The organism is Pseudonocardia lutea (assembly GCF_042658055.1).
GTDB lineage: Bacteria > Actinomycetota > Actinomycetes > Mycobacteriales > Pseudonocardiaceae > Pseudonocardia > Pseudonocardia lutea.
On record NZ_JBHSQK010000035.1, the window covers coordinates 81,584 to 104,696 of the forward strand.

A 23,113-nucleotide genomic window follows, 5' to 3' on the forward strand; every position below is an offset into this window, starting at 1 on the left:
TCGACGCCCGACAACGCAGAGCGACGCCGACCCACGAGGAGTGACCCCGCCGGTCGGCGCCGCTTCTGCGCGAGGCTCAGGCAGCCTGCTTGGTCTCCCAGAAGATCTTGTCGATCTGGGCGATGTAGTCCAGCAGCTCCTGGCCGTCCTTCGGGTCGACCGAGGCCTTGGTGCCGCCGGGGCCGCCGCCGGCCTTCTTGGTGGCCTTGTTGAACAGCTCGTGCAGCTCCGGGTACTTCTCGAAGTGCGGCGGCTTGAAGTAGTCCGTCCACAGCACCCAGAGGTGGTGCTTGACGAGGTCGGAGCGCTGCTCCTTGATCTGGAGCGCCCGCTCCCGGAACACCGGGTCCTCGTTGCCCTGGTACTTCTCCTGGATGGCCTTGACGGACTCGGCCTCGATGCGCGCCTGGGCCGGGTCGTACACGCCGCAGGGGAGGTCGCAGTGCGCGGTGGCCTCCAGCCGCGGGCGGAGAATGCGGGACAGCCGCATGGGTCCTCCCTGGTGGTGATCGTTCTGGCGTGCCCGACCCTACTCCCGGGGACGGGGCGGCAGCAGGCCGGAAGGTGGGGTGGAACGGTGTTCCGGACGCGGGTCACAGGACCGCGCCGCGGGTGGCGCGCGGTGACCGTCCGCGGTCCCTCCATGTCCACGACCCTGTCCGACGACGACGTCGTGCTCGCCCGGTTCGGCCGGCCCGCCCGGCCGGGTGACGTGGTGCTGGTGCGCTGGCCCGCGCGCCCCGAGCTGCTCTCGGTGAAGCGGGCCGTGCGGCCGGAGGGCGCGCTGTGGTGGGTGGAGGGCGACAACCCCTTCGGGTCCACGGACTCCCGCACGCTCGGCCCGGCCGAGGTCGTGGCCGTCGTCACGCGGCGGTTGTGGCCCCGCCCCCGGCGGCTCTGAGGTACGGTCGTCACCCAGTACCCGACAGCCGATCCCTCGCCCCGCCCCGCCGCATCCCGCGGGGTCGCGACGAGGGGGCCGTCCGGCACCGACCCGGCGAGACCTGCCCCCGGTGCACGGCGAGTAGGGACGCCCGCGCGCGTCCGCCACCGCACCCGTACCGGAGTTCCTCCATGACCGTCTCCCCCGAGCGCAGCCTGTCCACCGAGCTGCCCACGACCCCCACCCCCACCCGCGAGGAGATCTTCGCCTCGCACGAGGGCGGCAAGCTGGCCACCGGGCTGTCCGCACCGCTGCGCGACGCCCGCGACCTGGCCATCGCCTACACCCCGGGCGTGGCCGAGGTCAGCCGCGCGATCGCCGCCGAGCCCGCGCTGGCGCGGCGCTACACCTGGACCGACCGGCTGGTCGCCGTGGTCAGCGACGGCACCGCCGTGCTCGGGCTCGGCGACATCGGCCCGCGCGCGTCGCTGCCGGTGATGGAGGGCAAGTCCGCGCTGTTCAAGACCTTCGGCGGGCTGGACTCGATCCCGCTGGTCCTCGACACCACCGACGTCGACGAGATCGTCGAGACCCTGGTCCGGCTGCGCCCGAGCTTCGGCGCGGTCAACCTCGAGGACGTCGCCGCCCCGCGCTGCTTCGAGCTGGAGCGCCGGCTGGTCGAGGCGCTGGACTGCCCGGTCATGCACGACGACCAGCACGGCACCGCGATCGTGCTGCTCGCCGCGCTGCAGGGCGCCTGCGCCGCCACCGCGCAGGACCTGCGCCACCTCAAGGTCGTGATCTCCGGCGCCGGCGCCGCGGGGGTGGCGTGCGCACGCATCCTGCTCGCCGCCGGGGCGTCCGACGTGGTCGTCCTCGACTCCCGCGGGGTCATCGACACCGCCCGCGGCGGGGAGAAGGGCGCCCTCGCCGCCGGGACCAACCCGCGCGGGGTCACCGGCGGCCTGGCCGAGGCGCTGCGCGGCGCGGACGTGTTCGTCGGGCTCTCCAGCGCCACCCTGCCCGAGCAGCTCCTGGCCACCATGGCGCCGGACCCCTTCGTGTTCGCGCTGTCCAACCCGGACCCGGAGGTGCACCCGGACGTCGCCGCCCGCTACGCCGCGGTCGTCGCCACCGGACGCAGCGACTTCCCGAACCAGATCAACAACGTGCTGGCCTTCCCCGGCGTGTTCCGCGGGGCGCTCGACGCCGGCGCGCACCGGATCACCGAGTCGATGAAGCTGGCCGCCGCGGACGCGATCTTCTCCGTGGCCGCCGACGACCTCGGGGTCGACCGGATCGTCCCCAGCCCCTTCGACCCGCGGGTCGCGCCCGAGGTGGCCGCCGCAGTCGCCCGGGCCGCGCGCCGGGATCCGGCGGCCGGTGTCACGGAGGGTGACCAGGAGTAAGCCACCTACCTGGTGCTCTTCCACCGTTCCGTCGAGTTGATCACGGAGCGTGTGTTGACGTGCGGTAACTCACGCGGGGTGAGGTAGTCCGTTCGAGCGGCGTGCCCGGATCGAGTGGAGCAGTCGCTCGTTGTGCTCCGTGACGGGGCCCACTGGCCCCGCGACCACACGGAGCACCTGGGGGGCACGGTGAGCGGCTTCGGGGGGCGCGGCGACGCGGCGGACGGGCCTGCCCGGGCGGGCGGCCCCGACGAGATCGACCCGGTCGAGGAGGACCTGCCCGGCGGGGACGACGAGCCCGGTGTCGCCGGGGGCCTGAACGGGTCCGGCGGGGCCGGGACGGGCGACGTCCCGTTCCCGGTGCGCCGTGCCGATCTCCGTCGGGCGAAGAAGCTCCCGCCGCGCCCGGAGCAGGCCCGCTTCGCCGACCGCCTGGCACGGGCGATCTCGGCGCCGTCCGGCGGCCAGGTGCCGGGCCAGACCCGTCGCCCGGCGTCGGGCTCGCTCGGGCGCACCGGCCTGCCGGAGCGCGAGGACCCGGGCGAGCCCGAGCTGCGCGCCGATCCCGGAGCGGTCCGGCTCGCCGCCCCGCCGCAGCAGGTCAGCGGTCCGCACGCGCTCCCGCTCGAGCCGGAGCGGACCGATCCCGAGGGGGTGCCGCCGGTGCCGCCGGCGGTGCGGGACGCGGCCTTCGGCACGCCGCTCCCACCGTCGGGCCTGTCCCCGTCGGGCCTCCCGCCCTCGGGCCTGTCCCCGTCGGGCCTCTCGCCGTCGGCGCTCTTCGGCGACCGCATCGACCTCGTGCCGCTCCCGGCCGCGCCGGCGGTGCTCTGCGACGGCGCCGGCCGGATCCTGCGCGTCACCGACGCCTTCCTGCGGCTCGTCGGCTGCCCGGCCGACCGCACGGGCGCCCCGCTGGGCCTGCCGCTGGGGCGGCTGCTCGCCGGACCCGACGCCGACGCCCGGCTGCTGCGCGCCGACGGCGGCGTGGTCCGGGTGCGCGTGGTCCGCTGGGACCTGCCCGGTGACCTGCACACCGTCGTCCTCGTGGAGCTGGGCGAGCGGGACCGCGGCGACCGGCGCTGGACCGCCGAGCTGGAGCGCCTGGCCCGCGTGGGCACCTGGACGTTCGACCTGGCCACGGCCTCCTTCCGGCGCAGCCCCTCGCTCGAGGAGCTCTACCGGGACGTCGGCGTGGTGCCCGACGGCCCGCACGGGCCGGTGGAGGGCGAGCAGGTGGCGGCGCTGTGCCGGGCGCTGCGCTCCGGTTCGGGACCGACCGACCACCACGTCGAGCTGCGGCTGCCCGGCGACCGTGTGCTCAGCTGCCGCGCGGGCGTCGAGCGCGGTCCGGACGGCGTGCCCGTGCGGCTCGCCGGGATGGTCCGCGACGTCACCGCCCAGCGGCTCGCCGAGGGCGGCCGGCACTCCGCCCGCCGGTTCGCCGACCTGCTGTCGACCGTGCCCGACGGGGTCGGGCTGTTCGACGCCGCGGGCCGGCTCGTCGACGCCAACGAGGCCTTCTGCGCGCTCCTCGGCCGGCCGCTCGACGAGCTGCGCGGACACACCGCCCTCGACCTCACCGCCGACGCCGAGCCGCAGCCCGACGCCGCCCCGGCCGCGCTGCCCGGCTGGTTGCGCCGCATCCCCACCGGCGGCGGCCACGGGTACCGGCTGTCGGCCGTCACGCTGCTTCGCGGCGACGGCTCCCGGGTGACCGTCGCGCTCGCCGTCACCGCGTCGACCACGGACGACGGCGACCCGTTCTGGCTGGTGGTGGCCACGGAGACCGCCCCGCCCGCGCAGCGCGGCGGGAGCACCGCCGTCGACGCCCTGACCCGGCTGCCGAACCGCGCGGGCGCGCTCGACCTCGTCGCCGGGCTGCTCGCCGGGCCCGAGGGCGACCGGGTCGCCGTGGTCTGCGGCGACCTCGACGACTTCGCGCGCGTCAACTCCGCGCTCGGCCACGAGGCGGGCGACGAGCTGCTCGCCGCGACGGCCTCGCGGCTGCGCCGGGAGCTGCCCGTCGGCTGCACGCCCGCCCGGCTCTCCGGCGACGAGTTCGTCGTCGTGTGCGCCGACCACGCCCTGGTCGGCGGGCCCGAGGCGCTGGCCCGCACCGTGGCCGGGCTGTTGGGGGGCACCCTGAGCGTGCAGGGGAGGCCGGTGCAGGTCACCGCCACCGTCGGCGTCGCGACCCCCGACGCCCGTCCGGACGGGGCGGTGGAGGCCGCCGACCTGCTGCGCTACGCCGAGGTCGCGATGCACGAGGCCAAGCGCACGGAGCGGGGCGGGATCGCCACCGCGTCGCCCTCCGTGGTGGGCTCGGCCGACCGGCAGCTGGAGCGGGAGGGCGAGCTGCGCGCCGCGCTGGCCGAGGACGGGCTGACGCTGCACTACCAGCCCGTCGTCGGCCCCGACGGCGCGGTGGTGTCCGCGGAGGCGCTGGTCCGCTGGCCGCACCCGGAGCACGGGACGATCCCGCCCGGGGAGTTCCTGCCGGTCGCCGAGCGCGCGGGGATGCTGCGCGAGCTGGACCTGTGGGTGCTGCGGACCGCTGTGAACGAGGCCGCGACCTGGCCGGGCCGGGCGGCGGTGGCCGTGAACCTCGCCGGCCTGCTGCCCAGCGAGCCCGGGTTCCTCGACGAGGTGACCCGCATCGTCTCGGCCTCCGGCCTGCCGTGGGACCGGCTGATCCTCGAGCTGGTGGAGACCAGCCTCGTCGCCCTGCCGCAGGCCGCACGGGACGTGATGGCCGAGCTGACCGCCCGCGGGGTGCGGTTCGCCGTGGACGACTTCGGCACCGGCTACTCCTCGCTGGCCCGGCTCAAGGAGCTGCCCACCCAGACGGTCAAGGTGGACCGGGCGTTCGTCACCGGCGTCGGGACGGACCCGGCGGACTTCGCGGTCGCCCGCGCCGTCGTCGACATGGCCCGCGCGATGGGCCGGACCACGGTGGCCGAGGGGGTCGAGACGGCCGAGCAGTTCCACGTGCTGCGTGGCCTCGGCGTCGACGCCTACCAGGGCTGGCTGTTCTCCCGGCCGCTCCCGGCGGAGGAGCTCCACCGGGTGCTCGCGGGCGGCCGGCTGCCGACCCCCGCCCGGTCGACGGGAGCCTGACCGGCGAGCGGCCGCACGGGTCGCGAGCGGATCACACTTGGTCATCCGGCTCGCTCCCGTCGGTGCCGGCGGATAGCCTCGCACCACCATGGCGGCCGGAAGGTGGCCGCCGGGACGAGGGGAAACCCCGCGTGATCGAGTTCCGCGGCGTGACGAAGCGGTTCCCGGACGGGACCGTCGCGGTCGACGGGCTGGACCTGACCGTCGAGGCCGGGAAGGTGACGGTCTTCGTCGGCCCGTCCGGGTGCGGCAAGACCACCTCGCTCCGGATGATCAACCGGATGATCGCCCCCACCGAGGGCACGGTCACCGTCGACGGGCGGGACGTGATGTCCGGGGACGCGGCCGAGCTCCGGCGCGGGATCGGCTACGTGATCCAGCAGGCGGGGCTGTTCCCGCACAAGACGATCCGGGACAACATCGCCACCGTCCCGCTGCTGCTGGGCTGGCCCAAGCGCCGGGCGCGCGCCCGGGCGGACGAGCTGATGGAGGTCGTCGGGCTGGTGCCCGAGATGGCGGACCGGTACCCGGCCCAGCTGTCCGGCGGCCAGCAGCAGCGCGTCGGCGTGGCCCGCGCGCTCGCCGCCGACCCGCCGGTGCTGCTGATGGACGAGCCGTTCAGCGCCGTCGACCCGGTGGTCCGGGAGAGCCTGCAGGAGGAGCTGCTGCGGCTGCAGGGCGAGCTGGGCAAGACGATCGTGTTCGTCACCCACGACATCGACGAGGCCGTGAAGCTCGGCGACAAGGTCGCGGTGTTCCGCACCGGCGGGATCCTCGCGCAGTACGACGAGCCCGGCGTGCTGCTCGACCGCCCGGCGGACGGCTTCGTCGACGGGTTCGTCGGCCGCGACCGCGGCTACCGCAAGCTGGGCTTCCTGTCCGACGAGCTGCCGCTCACCGAGCTGCCCGCCGTGCGCGTCGGCGAGCCGGCGCCCGGGGGCTGGACGCTCGTCGTCGATCCCGAGGACCGCCCGCTCGGCTGGGTGCACGGCGAGGGCCCGGTCGAGGAGGCCGCCGTCGTCCCGGGCGGCTCCCTCTACGAGGTCGGGTCCGGCTCGCTGCGCAGCGCGCTCGACGCCGCGCTCTCCTCGCCGTCGGGCCGCGGGGTCGCGGTCGACGGCGAGGGCCGGGTCACCGGCGCGCTGAGCGCCGACGACGTGCTGCGCGCGCTCGCCGCCTCGCGGGCGGACGAGGCGGCCTGATGGTCTGGGACTGGATCCCGCGCAACCTCGGCATGCTGGGCGGGCTCCTGGGCGAGCACGTGGTCCTGGCCCTGGTCCCGGTGCTGATCGGCCTGGTGCTCGCCGTGCCGATCGGCTGGGCCGCCAACCGGAACCGGACGCTGCGCGGAGTGCTCGTCCCTGCGGCCAGCGTGCTCTACACGATCCCGTCCCTGGCGCTGTTCATCGTCCTGCCGGCGATCATCGGCACCCGGATCCTCGACCCGCTCAACGTCGTGGTCGCACTCACGATCTACACCGTCGCCCTGCTCGTCCGCTCGGTGGCCGACGCACTCGGCGCCGTCCCGTCGCTGGTGGTCGCCGCGGCCACGGCGATGGGGTACCGGCCCGGCCGCCGGTTCGTGTCGGTGGAGCTGCCGCTCGCCGTGCCGGTCCTGATCGCGGGGCTGCGGGTCGCCGCGGTGTCGAACATCAGCCTGGTCTCGGTCGGCGCGCTCATCGGCGTCGGCGGTCTCGGGCAGCTGTTCACGGACGGCTACCAGCGGAACTTCCCGCTCGAGATCCTCACCGGCATCGTGCTGATCCTGCTGCTGGCGCTGGTCGTCGACGGGCTGCTCGTGCTGGTCGGGCGGGTCACCACACCCTGGGCCAGGGCGGGGGCGAACGCATGAACGCCGTGTTCTCCTGGCTCGCCGACCCGGTGCACTGGAGCGGGCCCGCGGGCATCCCGGCCCGGCTCGTCGAGCACCTCTGGTACTCCGTGCTGGCCCTCCTGCTCGGCGCCGTGATCGCCCTGCCCGTCGGCGCGCTCGTCGGGCACAGCCGACGCGGCGGGTTCCTCGTCGTCGGCACCGCCAACGGGCTGCGTGCGCTGCCCGAGCTCGGGCTGCTCACCCTGCTCGTCCTGCTGATGGGGATCGGGCTGCTCCCGGTCACCCTCGCCCTGGCCGTCCTGGCGATCCCGCCGCTGCTCGCCGGCACCTACTCCGGCGTGCGCAACGTCGACGCCGGCGCGGTCGACGCGGCGCGCGGCATGGGCATGCGCGAGCCGCAGGTGCTGTTCAAGGTCGAGCTGCCCAACGCGCTGCCGCTCGTCCTCGGCGGCCTCCGCGGCGCGGCGCTGCAGGTCATCGCCACCGCCGCCGTCGCGGCGTACGTGAGCTACGGCGGCCTGGGCCGCTACCTCATCGACGGGCTGCGCACCCGGGAGTACGCGCAGATGGCCGCCGGCGCGGTACTCGTGGCCGTGCTCGCGCTCGTCGTCGAGGGACTGCTCGCGCTGCTGCAGCGGGCGGTCGTCTCACCCGGGCTGCGCGGCGGCGGCCGCCGCTCGCCCACCGTCACCGTCGGGCGTCCCGCCCCCGCACCCGCGAACCCCGATCCCGTTCCCGTCCGAGAGCCCGCAGGAGCCGAACCGTGAAACTCGCCCGTCCCCTCACCCTCGTCGCCGCCGGCGCGGCCCTGGTCCTCGGGCTCGCCGCCTGCGGTGGCGGCGCAGGCTCGAACGACCCGCTGGCCTCCGGCAACAGCCAGGCCCCGGCCGCGGCGGACACCGTCCGCATCGGCTCCGCGGACTTCCCCGAGAACCAGCTGCTCGCGGAGATCTACGCCCAGAGCCTCGAGGCCAAGGGCGTGAAGGTCGAGCGCAACTTCAACATCGGCAGCCGCGAGGTCTACTTCCCGGCGCTGACGGACGGCTCGATCGACCTCATCCCGGACTACACCGGCGTGCTGCTGCAGTACATCAACAAGAACGCCACGGAGACCGAGTCCGACGCCGTCTACGCCGCGCTGCAGAAGGCCGTCCCCGCGCCGCTCACGGTGCTGGACAAGGCCGCAGCGGAGAACAAGGACGCGGTCGTCGTCACCGGGCAGTACGCGCAGCAGAACAACCTGAAGAACATCGGCGACCTCGCCCCGCTCGCCGGGCAGGCGGCGTTCGGCGGGCCGTCGGAGTTCCAGACCCGGCCCGACGGCATCCCCGGCCTGGAGAAGACCTACGGGCTGAAGTTCAAGGAGTTCAAGGCGCTGGACACCGGCGGCCCGCTCACCGTGGCGGCGCTCAAGGACGGCACGGTCCAGGCCGCGGACCTGTTCACCACCGACCCCACGATCGAGGACAACGGGTTCGTGGTGCTCGGCGACCCGGACAACAACTTCGCCGCGCAGAACGTCGTGCCGTTGATCAACTCGACCAAGGCGACCGACACCGTCAAGCAGGCGCTCAACGCGGTCCAGGGCAAACTGACGACCGAAGGCCTCGTCGAGCTCAACCGCACCCTGGCGGGCGCGGACAAGCCCGACGTCGGCACGGTCGCCAAGAACTGGCTCGCGCAGCAGGGGCTGTAGGGAGGCTGTAGGGAATGACGGCAGGGAGCGTCGCCGCGCTGTACCGGTACCCGGTCAAGTCGATGCTGGGGGAGCCGGTCGCGGAGATCGCGGTCGGCCCGCTCGGCGTCGCCGGGGACCGGCGGTACGCGCTGCTCGACGAGGAGACCGGCCGGGTGGCCACGGCCAAGCACCCGCGGCGCTGGCGGCAGCTGCTGAAGTGCCGCTCCGCCACGTCGTCGGAGGGCGTGCAGGTCACCTTGCCGGACGGGCGCTCGGTCGACGCCCGGGCGGCCGACGAGGAGCTGTCCACGCTGCTCGGGCGGCGGGTCCGGATGGCCGACGAGCGCCCGGCGGGGGCGGAGGTCGAGCGCCCGGACCCGGTCGACGTGCTCGCCGAGGGCGTCGAGGCCGACGTGGACTACGCGATCCTCGAGATCGCCCAGGGCACCCCGGGCGGCGCCTTCGTCGACCACTCCCCGGTGCACCTGATCACCACCGCCACGCTCGACGCGATCGGGGTCGGCGCGGCGGAGGCGATCCGGTACCGGCCCAACGTCGTCATCCAGACCCCGGAGGGCTATCCGCCCTTCGCCGAGTACGACTGGCCCGGCCGGGAGATCACGCTGGGCACGGTGCGGCTCCGGGCCACGCTGCCCACGCCGCGCTGCTCGGTGCCCACGCTGGAACACGGCTCGCTGGGTCGCGCCCCCGACGCCGTCCGACCCCTCCTCGCCCACCGGGTCGAGGTCCCCGGCTTCGGCCTGCTCCCGTGCGCGGGGGTGTACGCCGAGGTCGTGGTCGGCGGGACGGTGAAGACGGGGGACGAGGTGGAGGTCGGGGAGTAGCCGCCTCCACCAGCGCTGGACCCGCCGGGACATCGCCCGCCCGCTGGTGCGGCACCCCCGGTGGGCCCGGCATCAGGCGGGGCCGGCATCAGGCGGGGCCGGCATCAGGCGGGGCTCGCACATCAGGCGGGGCTCGGCACACCCGGCGCAGCCCGGCACACCCGGGCGGGCCTGGCACACCCGGCGGGGCACGGTCCCACAACCGGGAGGTGCGTCGCACACCCCGTCGACAGGGTGTAGCGCGCTCCAGCGGGTGCGGGCCGGGGAGCATCCGGTGGGGCCGCGCGCCGGCGCCGGGAACTCCTCGCCGTGGCCGACCGCCGGCCCATGCTGCTCGCACACCCGCTCGCGCACGGTCCCACAACCGGGAGGTGCGTCGCACACCCCGTCGACAGGGTGTAGTGCGCGCGATCAGGTGTGCGAGCAGCGAGCGGAGCAGCTGTCGACCACCGGATGCCAGATCCTCGGAGGCTCGCCGCGGCCGATCGCCGGCTCTCGCTCAGCTCGCACACCCCTTCGCGCGTCCCGCGGGCCGTCGACCAGGTGTGCGGCCGTCCTCGCGGGTGTGAAGCGCCTCTCGGCTGGGTGTGCGAGGTCCGGCTGGGTGTGCGAGGTCCGGTCGGGTGTGCGGGGGCGGGTCGGGCTCGCACACCCCTTCGCGCGTCCCGCGGGCCGTCGACCGGGTGTGCGGCCGACCTCGCGGGTTTTGAGCGCCTCTCGGCCAGGTGTGCGAGGGCCGGCCGGGTGTGCGAGGGCCGGCCGGGTGTGCGAGGGCCGGCCGGGTGTGCGAGGGCCGGCCGGGCGTGCGAGGGCCGGCCGGGTGTGCGAGGGCCGGCCGGGTGTGCGAGGGCCGGTCGGGTGTGCGAGGGCCGGTCGGTGTGTGAGGGCAGCTGGATGTGCGCGGCCGGCCGGGGGTGCGGCCCGAGCGCTGGACGCGCAACGAACGACGGTCCAGCGGCCCCGCCCAAGCCGCCCGTTCCGGTGTCCCCGAGCCCCTGATCCGTTGCCCTCAGGGAGGGGTCGGGGTTCGTCCCGGATCCGGTGGGCGCGGCGGGTTCCTAGCGTCCGAGACGTGGACACCACACTCTCCGACCAGGCACAGGCGCCGGGTCCCGTGCGCCTGCCCGACGCCCGGCCGCGCGCGACACTGTGGACCCTGCGGGTGCTGCTGACCGTGCACGTGCTCGCGGTGCTGGGGCAGCCGCTGCTGGCCGGGCTGTACCTGTCCGGCGACGTCGACGCGATCGCGGTGCACGGGACCGTCGGGTCGGCGCTGGCCGCGGTCGGGCTGGTGCTGATCGCCGGGGCCGCGGCCTACGTCCTGGTCGGCCGCGGCCGGTGGTGGGTGCTGCCTGCGTCCGTGGTGCTGTTCTTCGCCGAGGGCCTGCAGGTCGGGCTCGGGTACGCCCGCCGGCTCGAGCTGCACGTGCCGCTCGGGGTGCTGGTCGTGACGGTGTCGATCCTGCTCACGGCGTGGGTGTGGACGCCCGCAGCCCGCCGAGGCCGACGATGACCGCGCCCGCCCCACCCGCGTCCGCCCCCACCGCGCCCGGCCCGACCGCGCCCGGCCCGACCGCGCCCGCCCCGACCGCGCCCGGCGCCACCGCGCCCACCACCAACCCCGGCGGGCGGCGATGAGACGACCGTCCACTCCCCACCTGACCCGCCGCGGCTTCCTCGGCGCGCTCGCCGCGGCCGCCGGCGCCACGGCGCTCCCCGGCTGCGGCGTCCTGGGCGTCGACACCCCGCCCGGCCAGACCGGCGAGACGCTCCGCAGCGCCCGGCCCCTGCCCACGCCCTACCGCGTGCCCCTGCCACGTCCGGCGACGGCCCACGCGACCGGCGTGATCACCCGGTCGGACGGCACCGTCGCCGACCTCTACGAGATCACCCAGCGGGCTGCCGACGTCGAGATCCTGCCCGGCGTCACCACCACGATCTGGGGCTACGACGGCACCTTCCCCGGCCCGACGCTGGAGACCCGCACCGGCCGGCCCGTGGTCGTCCGGCACCGCAACGCGCTGCCGGTCCCGACGGTCACGCACCTGCACGGCGGGCACACCCCGGCCGACTCGGACGGCTGGCCGCTCGACCTGCTGCTGCCCGCCACCAGCACGCCGCCGCACCACGGCATGCCCGGAGACCTGGCCGTGGGCACCCGCGACCACCACTATCCGACGACCCAGCGCGCGGCCACGCTCTGGTACCACGACCACCGCATGGACTTCACCGGCCCGGCCGTCTACCGCGGGCTGCTGGGGCTGCACCTGGTGCGCGACGCCGTGGAGGACACCCTGCCGCTGCCCCGCGGGGACCGCGAGATCCCCCTCGTCCTCTGCGACCGGTCCTTCGACGCCGACGGGCAGTTCGCCTACCCCTCGCTGGACCGCAGCCTCCGCCGCGTTCCCGGCGTGGAGGACGAGTGGAGGGAGGGCGTGCTGGGCGACGTCGTGCTGGTCAACGGGGCTCCGTGGCCGGTCGCCGAGGTCGACGCCGCGCGGCACCGGCTGCGGATCCTCAACGGGGCGAACGCCCGGCGCTTCTCCCTCGCCTTCCGGGGCCCGAACGGCCCCGACCTGCCCGTCACGCAGATCGGCTCGGACGGCGGCCTGCTCGCCGCGCCGCTCGAGCGCCCGACCGTCGACCTCGCGCCGGGGGAGCGGTGCGACGTCGTCGTCGACCTCGGACGGGTCCCCGTCGGCACCGAGATCACCGTCGTCAACCTGCTGGGCACCGGCTCGACGCGGGACGTGCTGCGCTTCCGGGTCGTCCGCGCCGCGCACGACGACAGCACCGTCCCGGCCGTGCTGTCCGAGATCGAGCCCCTGGTCCCCGGCCCCGTGCGCCGCGAGTTCGTGTTCCGGCGCGGCGCCGTCGGCGACCACGCGGGCTGGACGATCAACGACCGCTCCTTCGACCCGGACACCTCGCTCGCGGACGTGCCCCTGGGGGAGACGGAGACCTGGCGCTTCCGCACGGACGTCCACCATCCCGTGCACGTGTACCTCGACCCCGTTCAGGTGCTCGCGCGCGGCGGCCGCGACCCCGGGCCGTCCGACGCCGGGTGGAAGGACACGGTGGACCTGCGGCCGGGGGAGATCGTGGACGTCGCGGTGCGGTTCACCGATCACGCGGGCCGGTTCGTGCTGCACTGCCACAACCTCGAGCACGAGGACATGGCGATGATGGCGACGATCAGGACCGTCGGGCGTACGGGCGGAGCGTGAGCCCGCCCGGCTGCATCAGGAGGACGGTCGTCACCCGATGTAGGTACCCGTGCACGGTATGGATTCCCCTGCTCCGTTCTGCCTAGGCTCTCGTCGACCGATGAGTTGACGCGCGCGAGGGAGTCGACCGTTCATGGCCTGGTTCAACGCCCTCCTCGCCTGTGTGTCCCTCGGCCTCGGGCTGCTGCACCTCGTCCGGCTCGCCACCGCGCGCCGGGACGGCCGGCCGGTCGCCGGGGAGGCGGCGCACGCCGTGATGGGGTTCGGGATGGCGGCGATGTTCTCGCCCGCCGGCGACCCCGTCCCGGCAGTGGTCTGGATCGCGGCGTTCGGGGTGAGCGCGGCCTGGTTCGCGGCCCTCGCCCTGCGCACCGGCTCCACGACGGACGACGCCGGGCACCACGTCGCGTGCGCGGTGGCCATGCTGTTCATGCTCTCCCTCGGCCTGGAGGGGACGGCGGCGTCCGGGAGCGGGCACGTGCACCACGCGGCGGTGGGCGCCGGTGCCTGGACCTCGGTCGTCGCGATCGTGTTCGCCGGCTACTTCGCCTGGCACGTCATGCGGTGCGGGGACCGGTTCGCGGCCGCCCGGCGGGCACGTCTCGCCCTCGGCGAACCCGTCCCGGCGGGAGGCCCTGTGGACACAAGCCCTGTGGACATCGCCGCACCCGTGGCGGACAGCGCGGGCTGTGGTCACGGCGGGGCCGTGCACGAGGGGCGCCTCGCCGCGCTGCGTGCCCCCCAGGCCGCGGCCGTCGCCCACCTGGTCATGGCCGGGGCGATGGCCGTGATGCTCCTCGGGATGCTCTAGAAGCGGTTGGCGACGTCCGTCACGAGCAGCGCGAGGAAGAGCACGGAGGCCGCACCGAGGAACAGGTTCGACAGCCAGCCCGAGCGCCCGTGCCCGCTGACCCGCTTCGAGTTGAGCAGCAGCATCAGGGTGATGGCCAGGAACGGCATGAAGACCGAGCCGAGGACGCCGTAGACGAGCGTGAGGCCGAAGGGCTTGTCGATGAACAGCAGGCCCATCGGCGGGAGCGTCAGCCACAGGAGGTACCCGCGGAAGGGCAGCGACCGCTCGGCCTCGCCGGAGGCGAACCGCTCGATGCTCGCACCCGTCTCCGCCTCCTTGCCGTGCGGCAGCCGGATCGCGCGGGTCCAGTCGGCGAACATGTACGAGACGCCGTTCCACACCCCGAGCAGCGAGGTCGAGGTGACGGCGAGGAAGCCGACGAGGAACAGGATCCGGGCCCAGGCGCCGTAGCGCTCGTCGAGCGCCGTGCCCAGCACGAGCAGGCCGCTGTCGGACTCGGTGAGGTTCTGACCGAACAGCAGGGTGGAGCCGACGATCATCATCGCGATGACGAAGATGCCGGTCATGATGTAGCCGATGGCGTTGTCCAGCCGCATCATCGACAGCCAGCCGGTGCCCCGCCAGCCCTTGGCGAACATCCAGTACCCGTACGCGGCCATCGTGATGGTGCCGCCGACGCCGCCGATCAGGCCGAGGACGTAGATCGTCGAGCCCTCCGGCAGCCGCGGGACCAGCCCCGACGCCAGGTTGCCGAGATCGGGCGCGACCAGTACGGCGACCGCGACCACGGTGCAGAACTTGATCAGCACCAGCACCGTCATGAACTTCTCGAAGAAGGCGTAGCGCTGCGTCCACACCAGCACCAGTCCGACGACGCCGGCGATCATCGCCCAGTACCGCACCGACAGCCCGCCGAACAGGGCGTTGAGCGGCAGCCCGACCGCGGACATGGCCGTCGCCCCGTAGACGAAGCCCCACACCACGATGTAGACGCCGAAGAAGACGGTGGCCCACCGGCCGAGCCGCCGCCAGCCGTCGAGCAGGGTGGTGCCGGAGGCCAGGTGCCAGCGCCCGACGCCCTCGCCGAGGGCGAGCTTGAGCACGGTACCGAGGACGGCCGCCCAGAGCAGCATGGTGCCGAACCGGGCCCCCGCCACCATGGTCGCCACGAGGTCGCCTGCGCCGACGCCCGTCGCGGCGGCCAGCAGGCCCGGGCCGACCTGCCGGACCTTGGGGCCGAACCCGACGGGTGGGGTCAGTTCCGCGGCCCGGCCGGCTCCCTGCTGCGTACTCACGGCGACCTCCCCGCACCCGACGACCTTGTCGGAGGAAAAGGTAGGAGTGTCCGGTGCGTCCCGCAGCGCCTGGCCGCCACGGCGCGTGGGCGGGCTCACCGATCGTGCTGGGGTGCGGACTGTAGGTTTCCGCCGTTACCGTCGTAGCGGGTTCAACGAGAGAGGGCGAACAGCGGCCGTGGCGAGCATCGAAGAGGTCAGGGACGGCATCGCGCAGGCCAACGACAAGGCCTCCGAGAGCATGGGGGCGCTGGACCAGGCGCGCTCGAGCATCGAGGAGGCCCAGCGCGCCCTGCAGCAGGTGACCGAGGGCAGCTCGCAGAGCGACGTCGAGCAGGCCAACGCGTACTACGCCGAGGCGGCCAGCAAGATCGACGACGTGCAGCAGGCCATCAACGCGGCGATCGAGGCGGCCGAGGGCGTCGCCGCCCGCCTCTGACGGTGGCCGGCCGGAGGGGCCACCAGTGAGCATCGCCGAGCTGCGCGCCGCCCTGGAGGGCGTCGGCGGCAGTACCGGTGAGGCCCGTGCCCACGCCCAGCTCGCCGCCGAGCGGTTGACCGAGGCCGCCGCCCTGCTCGCCGAGCTGCGCGAGCGGACCGGCGCCGACCTGCCGGTGGCGGCGCTGCAGAAGGCGCGCGAGGAGGTCGACGAGCTCGTGGCGACGGTGGGCCTGGCGGGCGACGCGGTGGCCGACCTGGGCGGTCGGCTGTAGCCGTGGCACCGGGGAGGAAGGCGCGGCGGGAGCGCGTCACCGCCGCGTTCGACGCGTTCCACGCTGCCGCCGCGCGGGCGCTCGGCGCGGCGGCCCGGCAGCGGGAGTCGGCCGTCCGTGCGCAGGCGGAGGCGATGTTCGAGCTGTGGCTGCGGCGCGAGGGCGTCGCGGCCGTGCGCGCCGACCCCTCGATGGCCCCGGCCTTCCGGTCGCCCGTGCTCGCCGCCGCCGTCGAGCGGGCCGAGCGCGACCGGCTGTCCGGGCTGTCGAGGTGGCTGCCGGAGGGGCCGCGTGCCCTCGCCGACGTCGTCGCCGGTGCCGCCCCCGGGCCGGCCGGGGCGCGCGACACCGCGTGGCTCGACGAGGTCGTCCGCGCGGCGGGCCCGGAGGCGCGGGGTTCGGACCTGCTGCGCAACGAGGGCGTGAAGGACCACCCGGAGCTGTGGCGGATCGGCGCGGGGCACCTGGAGATCGGCGAGGCGTTCCCCGTCGCGTTGCCCCTGCTCGACGAGTCCCACCTGCGGATCGACTCGGTGCCGGAGTCCCGCCCGGCCGCCGAGGCGCTGGTCGAGCAGCTGCTGATGCGGATGCTCGCGTGCTTCAGGCCTGGGATCCTCACCGTCGACGTCTGGGACGTCGGCCAGTACGGGCTGCTGCCGGCGCTCTACCCGCTGGCCCGCACCGGCCTGGTCACCTCGCACGACCCGAACCGCCTCGGCGACCTGCTCGACGAGCTGTCCGAGCGGATCCGCAAGGTGCACAGCCGGGTGCTCGTCGGCGGGTTCCCGTCGCTGCGGGCGCACGCCGCGAACGAAGGGCGGCGCAGCGAGCCGTGGGTCGTGGTGGTGCTGGCCGGGAACCGCACGGCGCTGCCCGAGGACCAGCAGCGGCAGCTGCAGCGGATCGCCCGTAGCGGCCTGGCCTGCGGGATCCACCTCGTGATGCTCGACGTCCCGGTGACCGTCGCCGCGCCCCTCGAGACCGTCCGCTTCACCCGGCAGGGTGTGCGGTGCTCCATGACCGGCCCGCACGTGCGCGTCGAGCCGGACCCGCCGCTGCCCCGGCAGCAGGTCACGGACGCGTGCAGCGCGATCGTGCGCGCGCACGAGGCCTGGCAGGCCCGGGTCTCCACCTTCGCCGACCTGCTGCCCCAGGACCGGGAACGGAGCCGGAAGTCGGCCGCCGGGGTCGTGGCGCCGATCGGGTTCACGGACGGGATGCCGGTCGAGATGGCGCTCGACGACGCCTCGCCGCACGCGTTGATCGGCGGGCCGAGCGGCTCGGGCAAGACCAACCTGCTGCTGGCGATGATCGGGTCGATGGCCGCCCGGTACGGCCCCGACGAGCTGCACTTCTACCTGCTGGACTTCAAGGAGGGCGTGTCCTTCGCCCGGTTCGCACCGGGCCGCCGGGACGCGAGCTGGCTGCCGCACGCCCGGCTGATCGGGATCAACGTCAACACCGACCGTGAGTTCGGGCTGGCGCTGCTGCAGTTCCTCGCCGACGAGATGCGCCACCGGGCCGAGGTGGCCAAGTCCTTCGAGGTGACCAAGCTCGAGGAGCTGCGCCGGGCCGACCCGGAGGGGCACTGGCCGCGGATCGTCGCGGTGGTCGACGAGTTCCAGTACCTGTTCGCGGAGAAGGACCAGGTCACGAAGCAGGCCACGGCGCTGCTGGAGGACGTCGCGCGGCGCGGCCGCTCGCAGGGCATCCACCTGGTCTTCGCCAGCCAGGACGTCTCCGGGATCGAGGCGTTCTGGGGCCGCCCGGCGATCTTCGAGCAGTTCGTGCTGCGGATCGCGCTGCCCCGGGCCCGGCGGGTGCTGGCCAACCTCAACGACGCCGCCCTCGCCCTGCCCCGCTGGCACGCGATCGTCAACCACGAGTCCGGGATGAAGCACGGCAACGAGATCGCCCGGATCCCGGACGCCGGTGCCGGCTCCGATCTCGACGAGGTCCAGCGGGCCGCGCACAAGCGGTACCCGGGTCCGCGACCACGACTGTTCGACGGCTCGCGGTCGCCCCGCGTCGGGGATCTGGTCGAGGCCCTGCCTTCGGGTGGGCCCGCGCGGGCCGTGCTCGGGCAGGTGATCGACCTGGCGGGCAGCGCCGCGGCCGTCGAGCTGCCCGACGCGCCCGGGCGCAACGTCGCCGTCCTCGGTGCGGGTTCGATCGAGGGGTTGCGGGTCATGGGCGCGGCCGCCGCGGCGCTGGCGGCGACCGCGCCGGCCGACGCCCGGTTCGTCGTCGCGCCCCTGGTCGGGGATCTGCCCGCGGGTGTTCTGGCGGCCCGCACGGTGGAGACCGTGGGGCTCGAGGGGATGCGCGGGCGGGTGGAGGAGCTGGCGCGCGAGGTCAGGGAGCGGGTGACCAGCGGCGACCGCACGCCGGTGTTCGTGCTGCTCCTGGGGGCCGACGCGGCCGATCCGCTGCTCGAGCGTCCCGGCACGGAGGCGCTGCGCACGGTCCTGCGGTTCGGACCCGAGGTGGGGCTCCATGTGATCGGCTGGTGGCGCTCGACGGCGCGGCTGCGGCAGCTGCTCACCCTGTCCGCGGGCGTCGACGACGTCGGGGCGTGGATCGGGCTCGACGTCCAGGGATCGGAGCTCGGTCCGCTCGCCCCGGGACTGATCAGCGCCTGGGCGCCGCGCGCCGGACGCGGCCTGTTCTTCGACCGTGCGGTGCACGCCCGGCCCGAGGTCGTGATCGTGCCCGGCCCGCCCGAGGAGGACGGATGAGCAGCGGGTACCCGGAGTCGCCCGCGGCCGCGTACCGCCGGATCGCGAGCGGGGTCGACGACGCGGTCGGCGCGGTCCGCCGGCAGGACGAGCTGCGCGCGACCCGCCTCGAGCAGGCGCTGGCCCGCATCGACGAGCGCATGCGGCGGGTGGGCGAGCGCGCGGCGCTGACCCGCTTCTCGGTGGAGCTGCACTGGGAGTCGGCGCTGGAGGCGCTGTGGGCGGAGCCGTGGATGACGGTCCGCCCCTTCCCGCGCCCCGATCCCGAGGCCGACCCCGCGCAGCTGGACCGCTACGAGCGCGAGGTCGACCGGACCTACACGGAGCTCATGGACCTGGTCGCCCGCCGCCGCTTCGGCTTCCGCCGCTGACCTCGCCACTCACGGGGGTCAGTCGTCCTCGTCGTCGCGGGCGAGGAAGGTGGCGAGGCGCTCGACGGCGTCCTCGTAGCCGGGGTGGGTGTCGACGAAGGCCCGGAGACGGGCGGCCAGCCACTCGACGCTGACCGCCTCGTCCCCTCGGCGTTCGACCAGCTCCTCGATGCCCCGGTCGGTGAAGTACATCGCCGTGCGCAGGATCAGGCGAAGGCCTTGTCGATCAGCTCGCGCTGCTCGACCTCGTGCACCTTCGACGACCCGGCTGCCGGCGCGGCCATCCGGCGACGGCTGACCCGCTTGAGGCTCGAGAGCCGCTCCGGCAGCTTGTCCGGCAGCTCCAGGCCCATGTGCGGCCAGGCGCCCTGGTTGGCCGGCTCCTCCTGGACCCAGCGGATGTCCTGGGCGTTCGGGTAGCGCTCCAGGATCGAGGCCAGCTGGCGGTCCGGCACCGGGTACAGCTGCTCGACGCGCACGATCGCCGTGTCGGTGATGTCGCGCTTCTGCCGCTGCTGGTGCAGCTCCCAGAAGATCTTGCCGCTGCACAGCAGGACCTTCTTGACCGACGTGGCGGCGCCGTCCGCGGAGCGGAACTCCGGGTCGTCGATCACCGGGCGGAACCGGCCGCCGGTGAAGTCCGAGATGGGCGAGACGACGGCCTTGTTCCGCAGCATCGACTTCGGGGTGAAGACGACGAGCGGGCGGCGGACGCCGTCGAGCGCGTGCCGGCGGAGCAGGTGGAAGTAGTTCGCCGGCTCCGAGGGCAGCGCGACCGTCATCGAGCCCTCCGCGCACAGCTGCAGGAACCGCTCGATGCGGCCCGAGCTGTGGTCCGGGCCCTGGCCCTCCAGGCCGTGCGGCAGGAGCAGCACGACGTCGGAGAACTGGCCCCACTTCGCCTCGCCGGACGAGATGAACTCGTCGATGATCGACTGGGCGCCGTTGACGAAGTCGCCGAACTGCGCCTCCCACATGACCAGCGCCTCGGGGTTGGCCACCGAGTAGCCGTACTCGAAGCCGACCGCGGCGAACTCCGACAGCGCCGAGTCGTAGGGCAGGAACCGGCCCTGGTCCTTCGCCAGGTTCCGCAGCGGGTAGTACTCCTCGCCGGTCTTCCGGTCGATCAGCACCGAGTGCCGCTGCACGAACGTGCCGCGCCGCGAGTCCTGGCCGGAGAGCCGGACCAGCTTGCCGTCCATCGCCAGCGAGCCGAAGGCGAGCAGCTCGCCGAAGGCCCAGTCGATGTCGCCCTCGCGGGACATCTTCTTGCGCTTGGCCAGCACCGGCTTGACGCGCTGGTGCGGGGTGAAGCCCTCGGGCAGCTGCTCGTGCACGTCGCCGACCCGGTGCACGACCTCGAGCGGGATCGAGGTGTCCAGGTCCATCGGCACGAGCTGTTCCTTCTCGACCGAGGTGGAGACGGCCGGTGGGGTCTTCTCCAGCTCGCGGACCTCGTTGAACACGTGCTCGAGCTGGTTGGAGAAGTCCTTGAGCGCGTGCTCGGCCTCCTCCATGGTGATGTCGCCGCGGCCGATCAGCGACTCGGTGTAGATCTTGCGCACCGAGCGCTTGGCGTCGATCACGTCGTACATCGCCGGCTGGGTCATCGAGGGGTCGTCGCCCTCGTTGTGCCCGCGGCGGCGGTAGCAGATCATGTCGATCACGACGTCGTTGTTCCACCGCTGCCGGTACTCGACGGCCAGCTTGGCCACCCAGACGCACGCCTCGGGGTCGTCGCCGTTCACGTGGAAGACCGGCGCGCCGATCATCTTCGCCACGTCCGTGCAGTACTGCGACGAGCGCGAGTGCTCCGGCGCGGTGGTGAACCCGACCTGGTTGTTGACGACGACGTGCACGGTGCCGCCGGTGCGGTAGCCGCGCAACAGGGCCAGGTTCAGCGTCTCGGCGACCACGCCCTGGCCGGCGAACGCCGCGTCGCCGTGCATCATGATCGGCAGGACGGTGAAGCCGCCCTCGCCCTTGTCGAGCAGGTCCTGCTTGGCGCGGACGATACCCTCGAGGACCGGGTCGACCGCCTCCAGGTGCGAGGGGTTCGAGGCCAGCGACACGACCGTCTCGCCGTCGCCGAACATCCGGAAGTACTTGCCCTCGGCGCCCAGGTGGTACTTGACGTCGCCGGAGCCGTGCGCCTGGCCCGGGTCGAGGTTGCCCTCGAACTCGCGGAAGATCTGGCTGATCGGCTTGCCGACGATGTTGGCTAGCACGTTGAGCCGGCCGCGGTGCGGCATGCCGATGACGACCTCGTCGAGCTCGTTCTCGGCGGCCTTGTCCAGCACGGCGTCGAGCAGCGGGATGACGGTCTCGCCGCCCTCCAGCGAGAACCGCTTCTGCCCGACGTACTTGGTCTGCAGGAAGGTCTCGAACGCCTCGGCGGCGTTGAGCTTCGACAGGATGTACTTCTGCTCGACGACCGAGGGCTTCTGGTGCGGCACCTCGATGCGCTCCTGCAGCCAGGCGCGCTGCTCGGGGTCGGCGATGTGCATGTACTCCGTGCCGACGGTGCGGCAGTAGGAGTCCCGCAGCAGGCCGAGGACGTCGCGCAGCTTCATGTGCGCCTCGCCGCCGAACCCGCCGACGGCGAAGTCGCGGTCGAGGTCCCACAACGTCAGGCCGTGGGAGAGCACGTCGAGGTCGGGGTGGCGGCGCTGGCGGTAGTTCAGCGGGTCCGTGTCGGCCATCAGGTGGCCGCGGGTGCGGTAGGACTCGATCAGCTCGAGGACGCGCGCGGTCTTGTCGACCTCGCCCTCGGGGAAGTCCTGCACCCAGCGGACCGGCTCGTACGGCACCCGCAGCGAGGTGAAGACGTCGTCGTAGAAGCCGTCGTCGCCCAGCAGCAGGCGGTGCACCCGGCGCAGGAAGTCGCCGGACTCGGCGCCCTGGATGATCCGGTGGTCGTAGGTCGAGGTCAGCGTGATGATCTTGCTGACGCCGATCTGGGCGAGCCGCTCCTCGGAGGCGCCCTGGAACTCCGCCGGGTACTCCATCGCGCCGACGCCGACGATCGTGCCCTGGCCCTGCATGAGCCGCGGCACCGAGTGGTTGGTGCCCAGCGTGCCCGGGTTGGTCAGCGAGATCGTGGTGCCCTGGAAGTCCTCCGCGGTCAGCGAGCCGTTGCGCGCCTTGTGGACCATGCCCTCGTAGGCGGACCAGAACTGGGCGAACGACATCCGCTCGCAGCCCTTGATCGACACCACGACGAGCGAGCGCTGCCCGTTCCTGCCCGGCAGGTCGATGGCCAGGCCGAGGTTGACGTGCTCGGGCTGGACGACGGTGGGCTTGCCGTCCGTCTCCGCGAAGTGCCGGTTCATCACCGGGAAGTCGGCCAGCGCCTTCACCACGGCGTAGCCGATGAGGTGGGTGAAGGAGATCTTGCCGCCGCGGGTGCGCTTCAGCTGGTTGTTGATGACGATGCGGTTGTCCGCGAGCAGCTTCGCCGGGACCGCGCGCACGCTCGTGGCCGTCGGGACGGCGAGCGAGGCGTTCATGTTCTTGACGACGGCGTTGGCCGCGCCGCGGATCGGCAGGACCTCGTCGCGGCTCTCCGCGGCTGGCTTCGCGGCCTTGGAGGTGCTGCCGGCGGCGGGCTTGGCGGCGGTGGCCGAACCGGCGCCGTTGCTCGCGGCGCGGTCGCCGGCGCGACGGACCTCGGTCGGCTCGGCGGGACTGGTGGTGGGTGTGCTGGCGGGGGGCACGTCCTGCTTTCCGGTGCGAGAGGAGCCGTTGGTGGTGGTGGCGGAGCGGTCGGAGGTCGCGGCGCGGTCGGCGTCCGCGTCGGGCGAGGAGTCCGTGCCCGTCGCGGCCCTCGCCGTCCTCCCCCCGGCGGCGTCGCGGTCGGCCTGCTCGGCCTCCGCGCGCTCGGCCGCGCCCTGCGCGGTCGGGCTGTCCTCGGCGGGCGCGGCGCCGGACAGCGAGCCGCCGGTCTTGTAGTCCGCGAAGAAGTCGTGCCAGGCCGGGTCCACGGTCGAGGGGTCCTCGAGGAACCGCTGGTACATCTCCTCGACGAGCCACTCGTTCGGGCCGAACTGATTGGCACCGAATTCGCCGGTATGGCCGGTCGTACTGCTGGTGGACACGCGCTCTCAACCGCCTTGGTTCGCTTGAAGCTCTTCAGTCGCCGCTGACCGCCCTCCCAGGGTAGTCCTCCCCGGGAGGGCGCCGGTAC

The 23,113-nt window shown here is 74.1% G+C and carries 19 protein-coding genes; 15 read left to right on the plus strand and 4 right to left on the minus strand.

From position 1 onward, the window contains the following. Positions 1-76: 76 nt before the first annotated feature. Positions 77-490 carry a superoxide dismutase, Ni gene (gene sodN / locus ACFQH9_RS15235; RefSeq protein ID WP_379566752.1) on the minus strand — a complete coding sequence of 138 codons (414 nt, stop codon included), beginning with the start codon at positions 488-490 and terminating at the stop codon, positions 77-79. Between the two features lie 132 nt (positions 491-622). Between sodN and ACFQH9_RS15240 the strand changes: the two genes are divergently transcribed. The 11 genes from ACFQH9_RS15240 (at position 623) to ACFQH9_RS15290 (ending at position 13,807) form a co-directional block, all read left to right on the plus strand. Continuing rightward, complete coding sequence (locus ACFQH9_RS15240; RefSeq protein ID WP_379566753.1) at positions 623-901, plus strand: S26 family signal peptidase; 279 nt, start codon at positions 623-625, stop codon at positions 899-901. 173 nt (positions 902-1,074) lie between these two features. Further along, the gene (locus tag ACFQH9_RS15245) at positions 1,075-2,292 is read left to right on the plus strand and encodes an NAD(P)-dependent malic enzyme (protein ID WP_379566754.1); all 1,218 of its coding nucleotides are present in this window, start codon (positions 1,075-1,077) and stop codon (positions 2,290-2,292) included. Positions 2,293-2,481: 189 nt separating this feature from the next. After that, the gene (locus ACFQH9_RS15250; protein WP_379566755.1) at positions 2,482-5,412 is read left to right on the plus strand and encodes a putative bifunctional diguanylate cyclase/phosphodiesterase; all 2,931 of its coding nucleotides are present in this window, start codon (positions 2,482-2,484) and stop codon (positions 5,410-5,412) included. Positions 5,413-5,543: 131 nt separating this feature from the next. Beyond that, positions 5,544-6,614 (plus strand): ABC transporter ATP-binding protein, encoded by a 1,071-nt coding sequence (locus ACFQH9_RS15255; RefSeq protein WP_379566756.1) that lies wholly within the window; start codon positions 5,544-5,546, stop codon positions 6,612-6,614. Then, complete coding sequence (locus ACFQH9_RS15260) at positions 6,614-7,264, plus strand: ABC transporter permease (RefSeq protein WP_379566757.1); 651 nt, start codon at positions 6,614-6,616, stop codon at positions 7,262-7,264. The genes ACFQH9_RS15255 and ACFQH9_RS15260 overlap by 1 nt, the downstream gene beginning before the upstream one ends. Then, positions 7,261-8,013 carry an ABC transporter permease gene (locus ACFQH9_RS15265; RefSeq protein WP_379566758.1) on the plus strand — a complete coding sequence of 251 codons (753 nt, stop codon included), beginning with the start codon at positions 7,261-7,263 and terminating at the stop codon, positions 8,011-8,013. The genes ACFQH9_RS15260 and ACFQH9_RS15265 overlap by 4 nt, the downstream gene beginning before the upstream one ends. Next, entirely contained in the window at positions 8,010-8,942 is a 933-nt protein-coding gene (locus tag ACFQH9_RS15270) for an ABC transporter substrate-binding protein (protein WP_379566759.1), read from the plus strand. The genes ACFQH9_RS15265 and ACFQH9_RS15270 overlap by 4 nt, the downstream gene beginning before the upstream one ends. Before the next feature lie 14 nt (positions 8,943-8,956). After that, positions 8,957-9,769, plus strand: coding sequence for an MOSC domain-containing protein (locus tag ACFQH9_RS15275; protein WP_379566760.1), 813 nt, complete (start codon positions 8,957-8,959; stop codon positions 9,767-9,769). Between the two features lie 1,072 nt (positions 9,770-10,841). Beyond that, a complete protein-coding gene (locus ACFQH9_RS15280; protein ID WP_379566761.1) occupies positions 10,842-11,282 on the plus strand; it encodes a hypothetical protein in 441 nt (146 codons plus the stop codon). A gap of 121 nt (positions 11,283-11,403) precedes the next feature. Further along, positions 11,404-12,996 carry a multicopper oxidase family protein gene (locus ACFQH9_RS15285; protein WP_379566762.1) on the plus strand — a complete coding sequence of 531 codons (1,593 nt, stop codon included), beginning with the start codon at positions 11,404-11,406 and terminating at the stop codon, positions 12,994-12,996. Positions 12,997-13,129: 133 nt separating this feature from the next. Further along, positions 13,130-13,807 (plus strand): DUF5134 domain-containing protein, encoded by a 678-nt coding sequence (locus ACFQH9_RS15290; protein ID WP_379566763.1) that lies wholly within the window; start codon positions 13,130-13,132, stop codon positions 13,805-13,807. On the opposite strand, the gene ACFQH9_RS15295 is transcribed toward ACFQH9_RS15290, so the two are convergent. After that, complete coding sequence (locus tag ACFQH9_RS15295) at positions 13,804-15,105, minus strand: Nramp family divalent metal transporter (RefSeq protein WP_379566765.1); 1,302 nt, start codon at positions 15,103-15,105, stop codon at positions 13,804-13,806. The two genes, ACFQH9_RS15290 and ACFQH9_RS15295, sit on opposite strands and share 4 nt — an antisense overlap. 178 nt (positions 15,106-15,283) lie before the next feature. Between ACFQH9_RS15295 and ACFQH9_RS15300 the strand changes: the two genes are divergently transcribed. From ACFQH9_RS15300 to ACFQH9_RS15315, 4 genes are read left to right on the plus strand one after another with little or no spacing between them, the layout of a single operon-like run. Then, the gene (locus ACFQH9_RS15300) at positions 15,284-15,544 is read left to right on the plus strand and encodes a hypothetical protein (RefSeq protein WP_037053182.1); all 261 of its coding nucleotides are present in this window, start codon (positions 15,284-15,286) and stop codon (positions 15,542-15,544) included. Positions 15,545-15,569: 25 nt separating this feature from the next. After that, on the plus strand, positions 15,570-15,818 hold the full coding sequence (locus ACFQH9_RS15305; protein ID WP_379566766.1) for a hypothetical protein: 249 nt from the start codon (positions 15,570-15,572) through the stop codon (positions 15,816-15,818). Between the two features lie 2 nt (positions 15,819-15,820). Beyond that, positions 15,821-18,556, plus strand: a complete 2,736-nt coding sequence (locus ACFQH9_RS15310) for an FtsK/SpoIIIE domain-containing protein (RefSeq protein WP_379566767.1) — start codon at positions 15,821-15,823, stop codon at positions 18,554-18,556. Continuing rightward, positions 18,553-18,927, plus strand: coding sequence for a hypothetical protein (locus tag ACFQH9_RS15315; protein ID WP_379566768.1), 375 nt, complete (start codon positions 18,553-18,555; stop codon positions 18,925-18,927). Before ACFQH9_RS15310 ends, ACFQH9_RS15315 begins: the two co-directional genes overlap by 4 nt. 18 nt (positions 18,928-18,945) lie before the next feature. Here ACFQH9_RS15315 and ACFQH9_RS15320 read toward each other — a convergent pair whose 3' ends face one another. Both ACFQH9_RS15320 and ACFQH9_RS15325 read right to left on the minus strand, forming a co-directional pair. Continuing rightward, on the minus strand, positions 18,946-19,119 hold the full coding sequence (locus ACFQH9_RS15320; protein ID WP_379566769.1) for a DUF6104 family protein: 174 nt from the start codon (positions 19,117-19,119) through the stop codon (positions 18,946-18,948). 14 nt (positions 19,120-19,133) lie between these two features. After that, positions 19,134-23,024 carry a multifunctional oxoglutarate decarboxylase/oxoglutarate dehydrogenase thiamine pyrophosphate-binding subunit/dihydrolipoyllysine-residue succinyltransferase subunit gene (locus ACFQH9_RS15325; protein ID WP_417715124.1) on the minus strand — a complete coding sequence of 1,297 codons (3,891 nt, stop codon included), beginning with the start codon at positions 23,022-23,024 and terminating at the stop codon, positions 19,134-19,136. Positions 23,025-23,113: the final 89 nt, after the last annotated feature.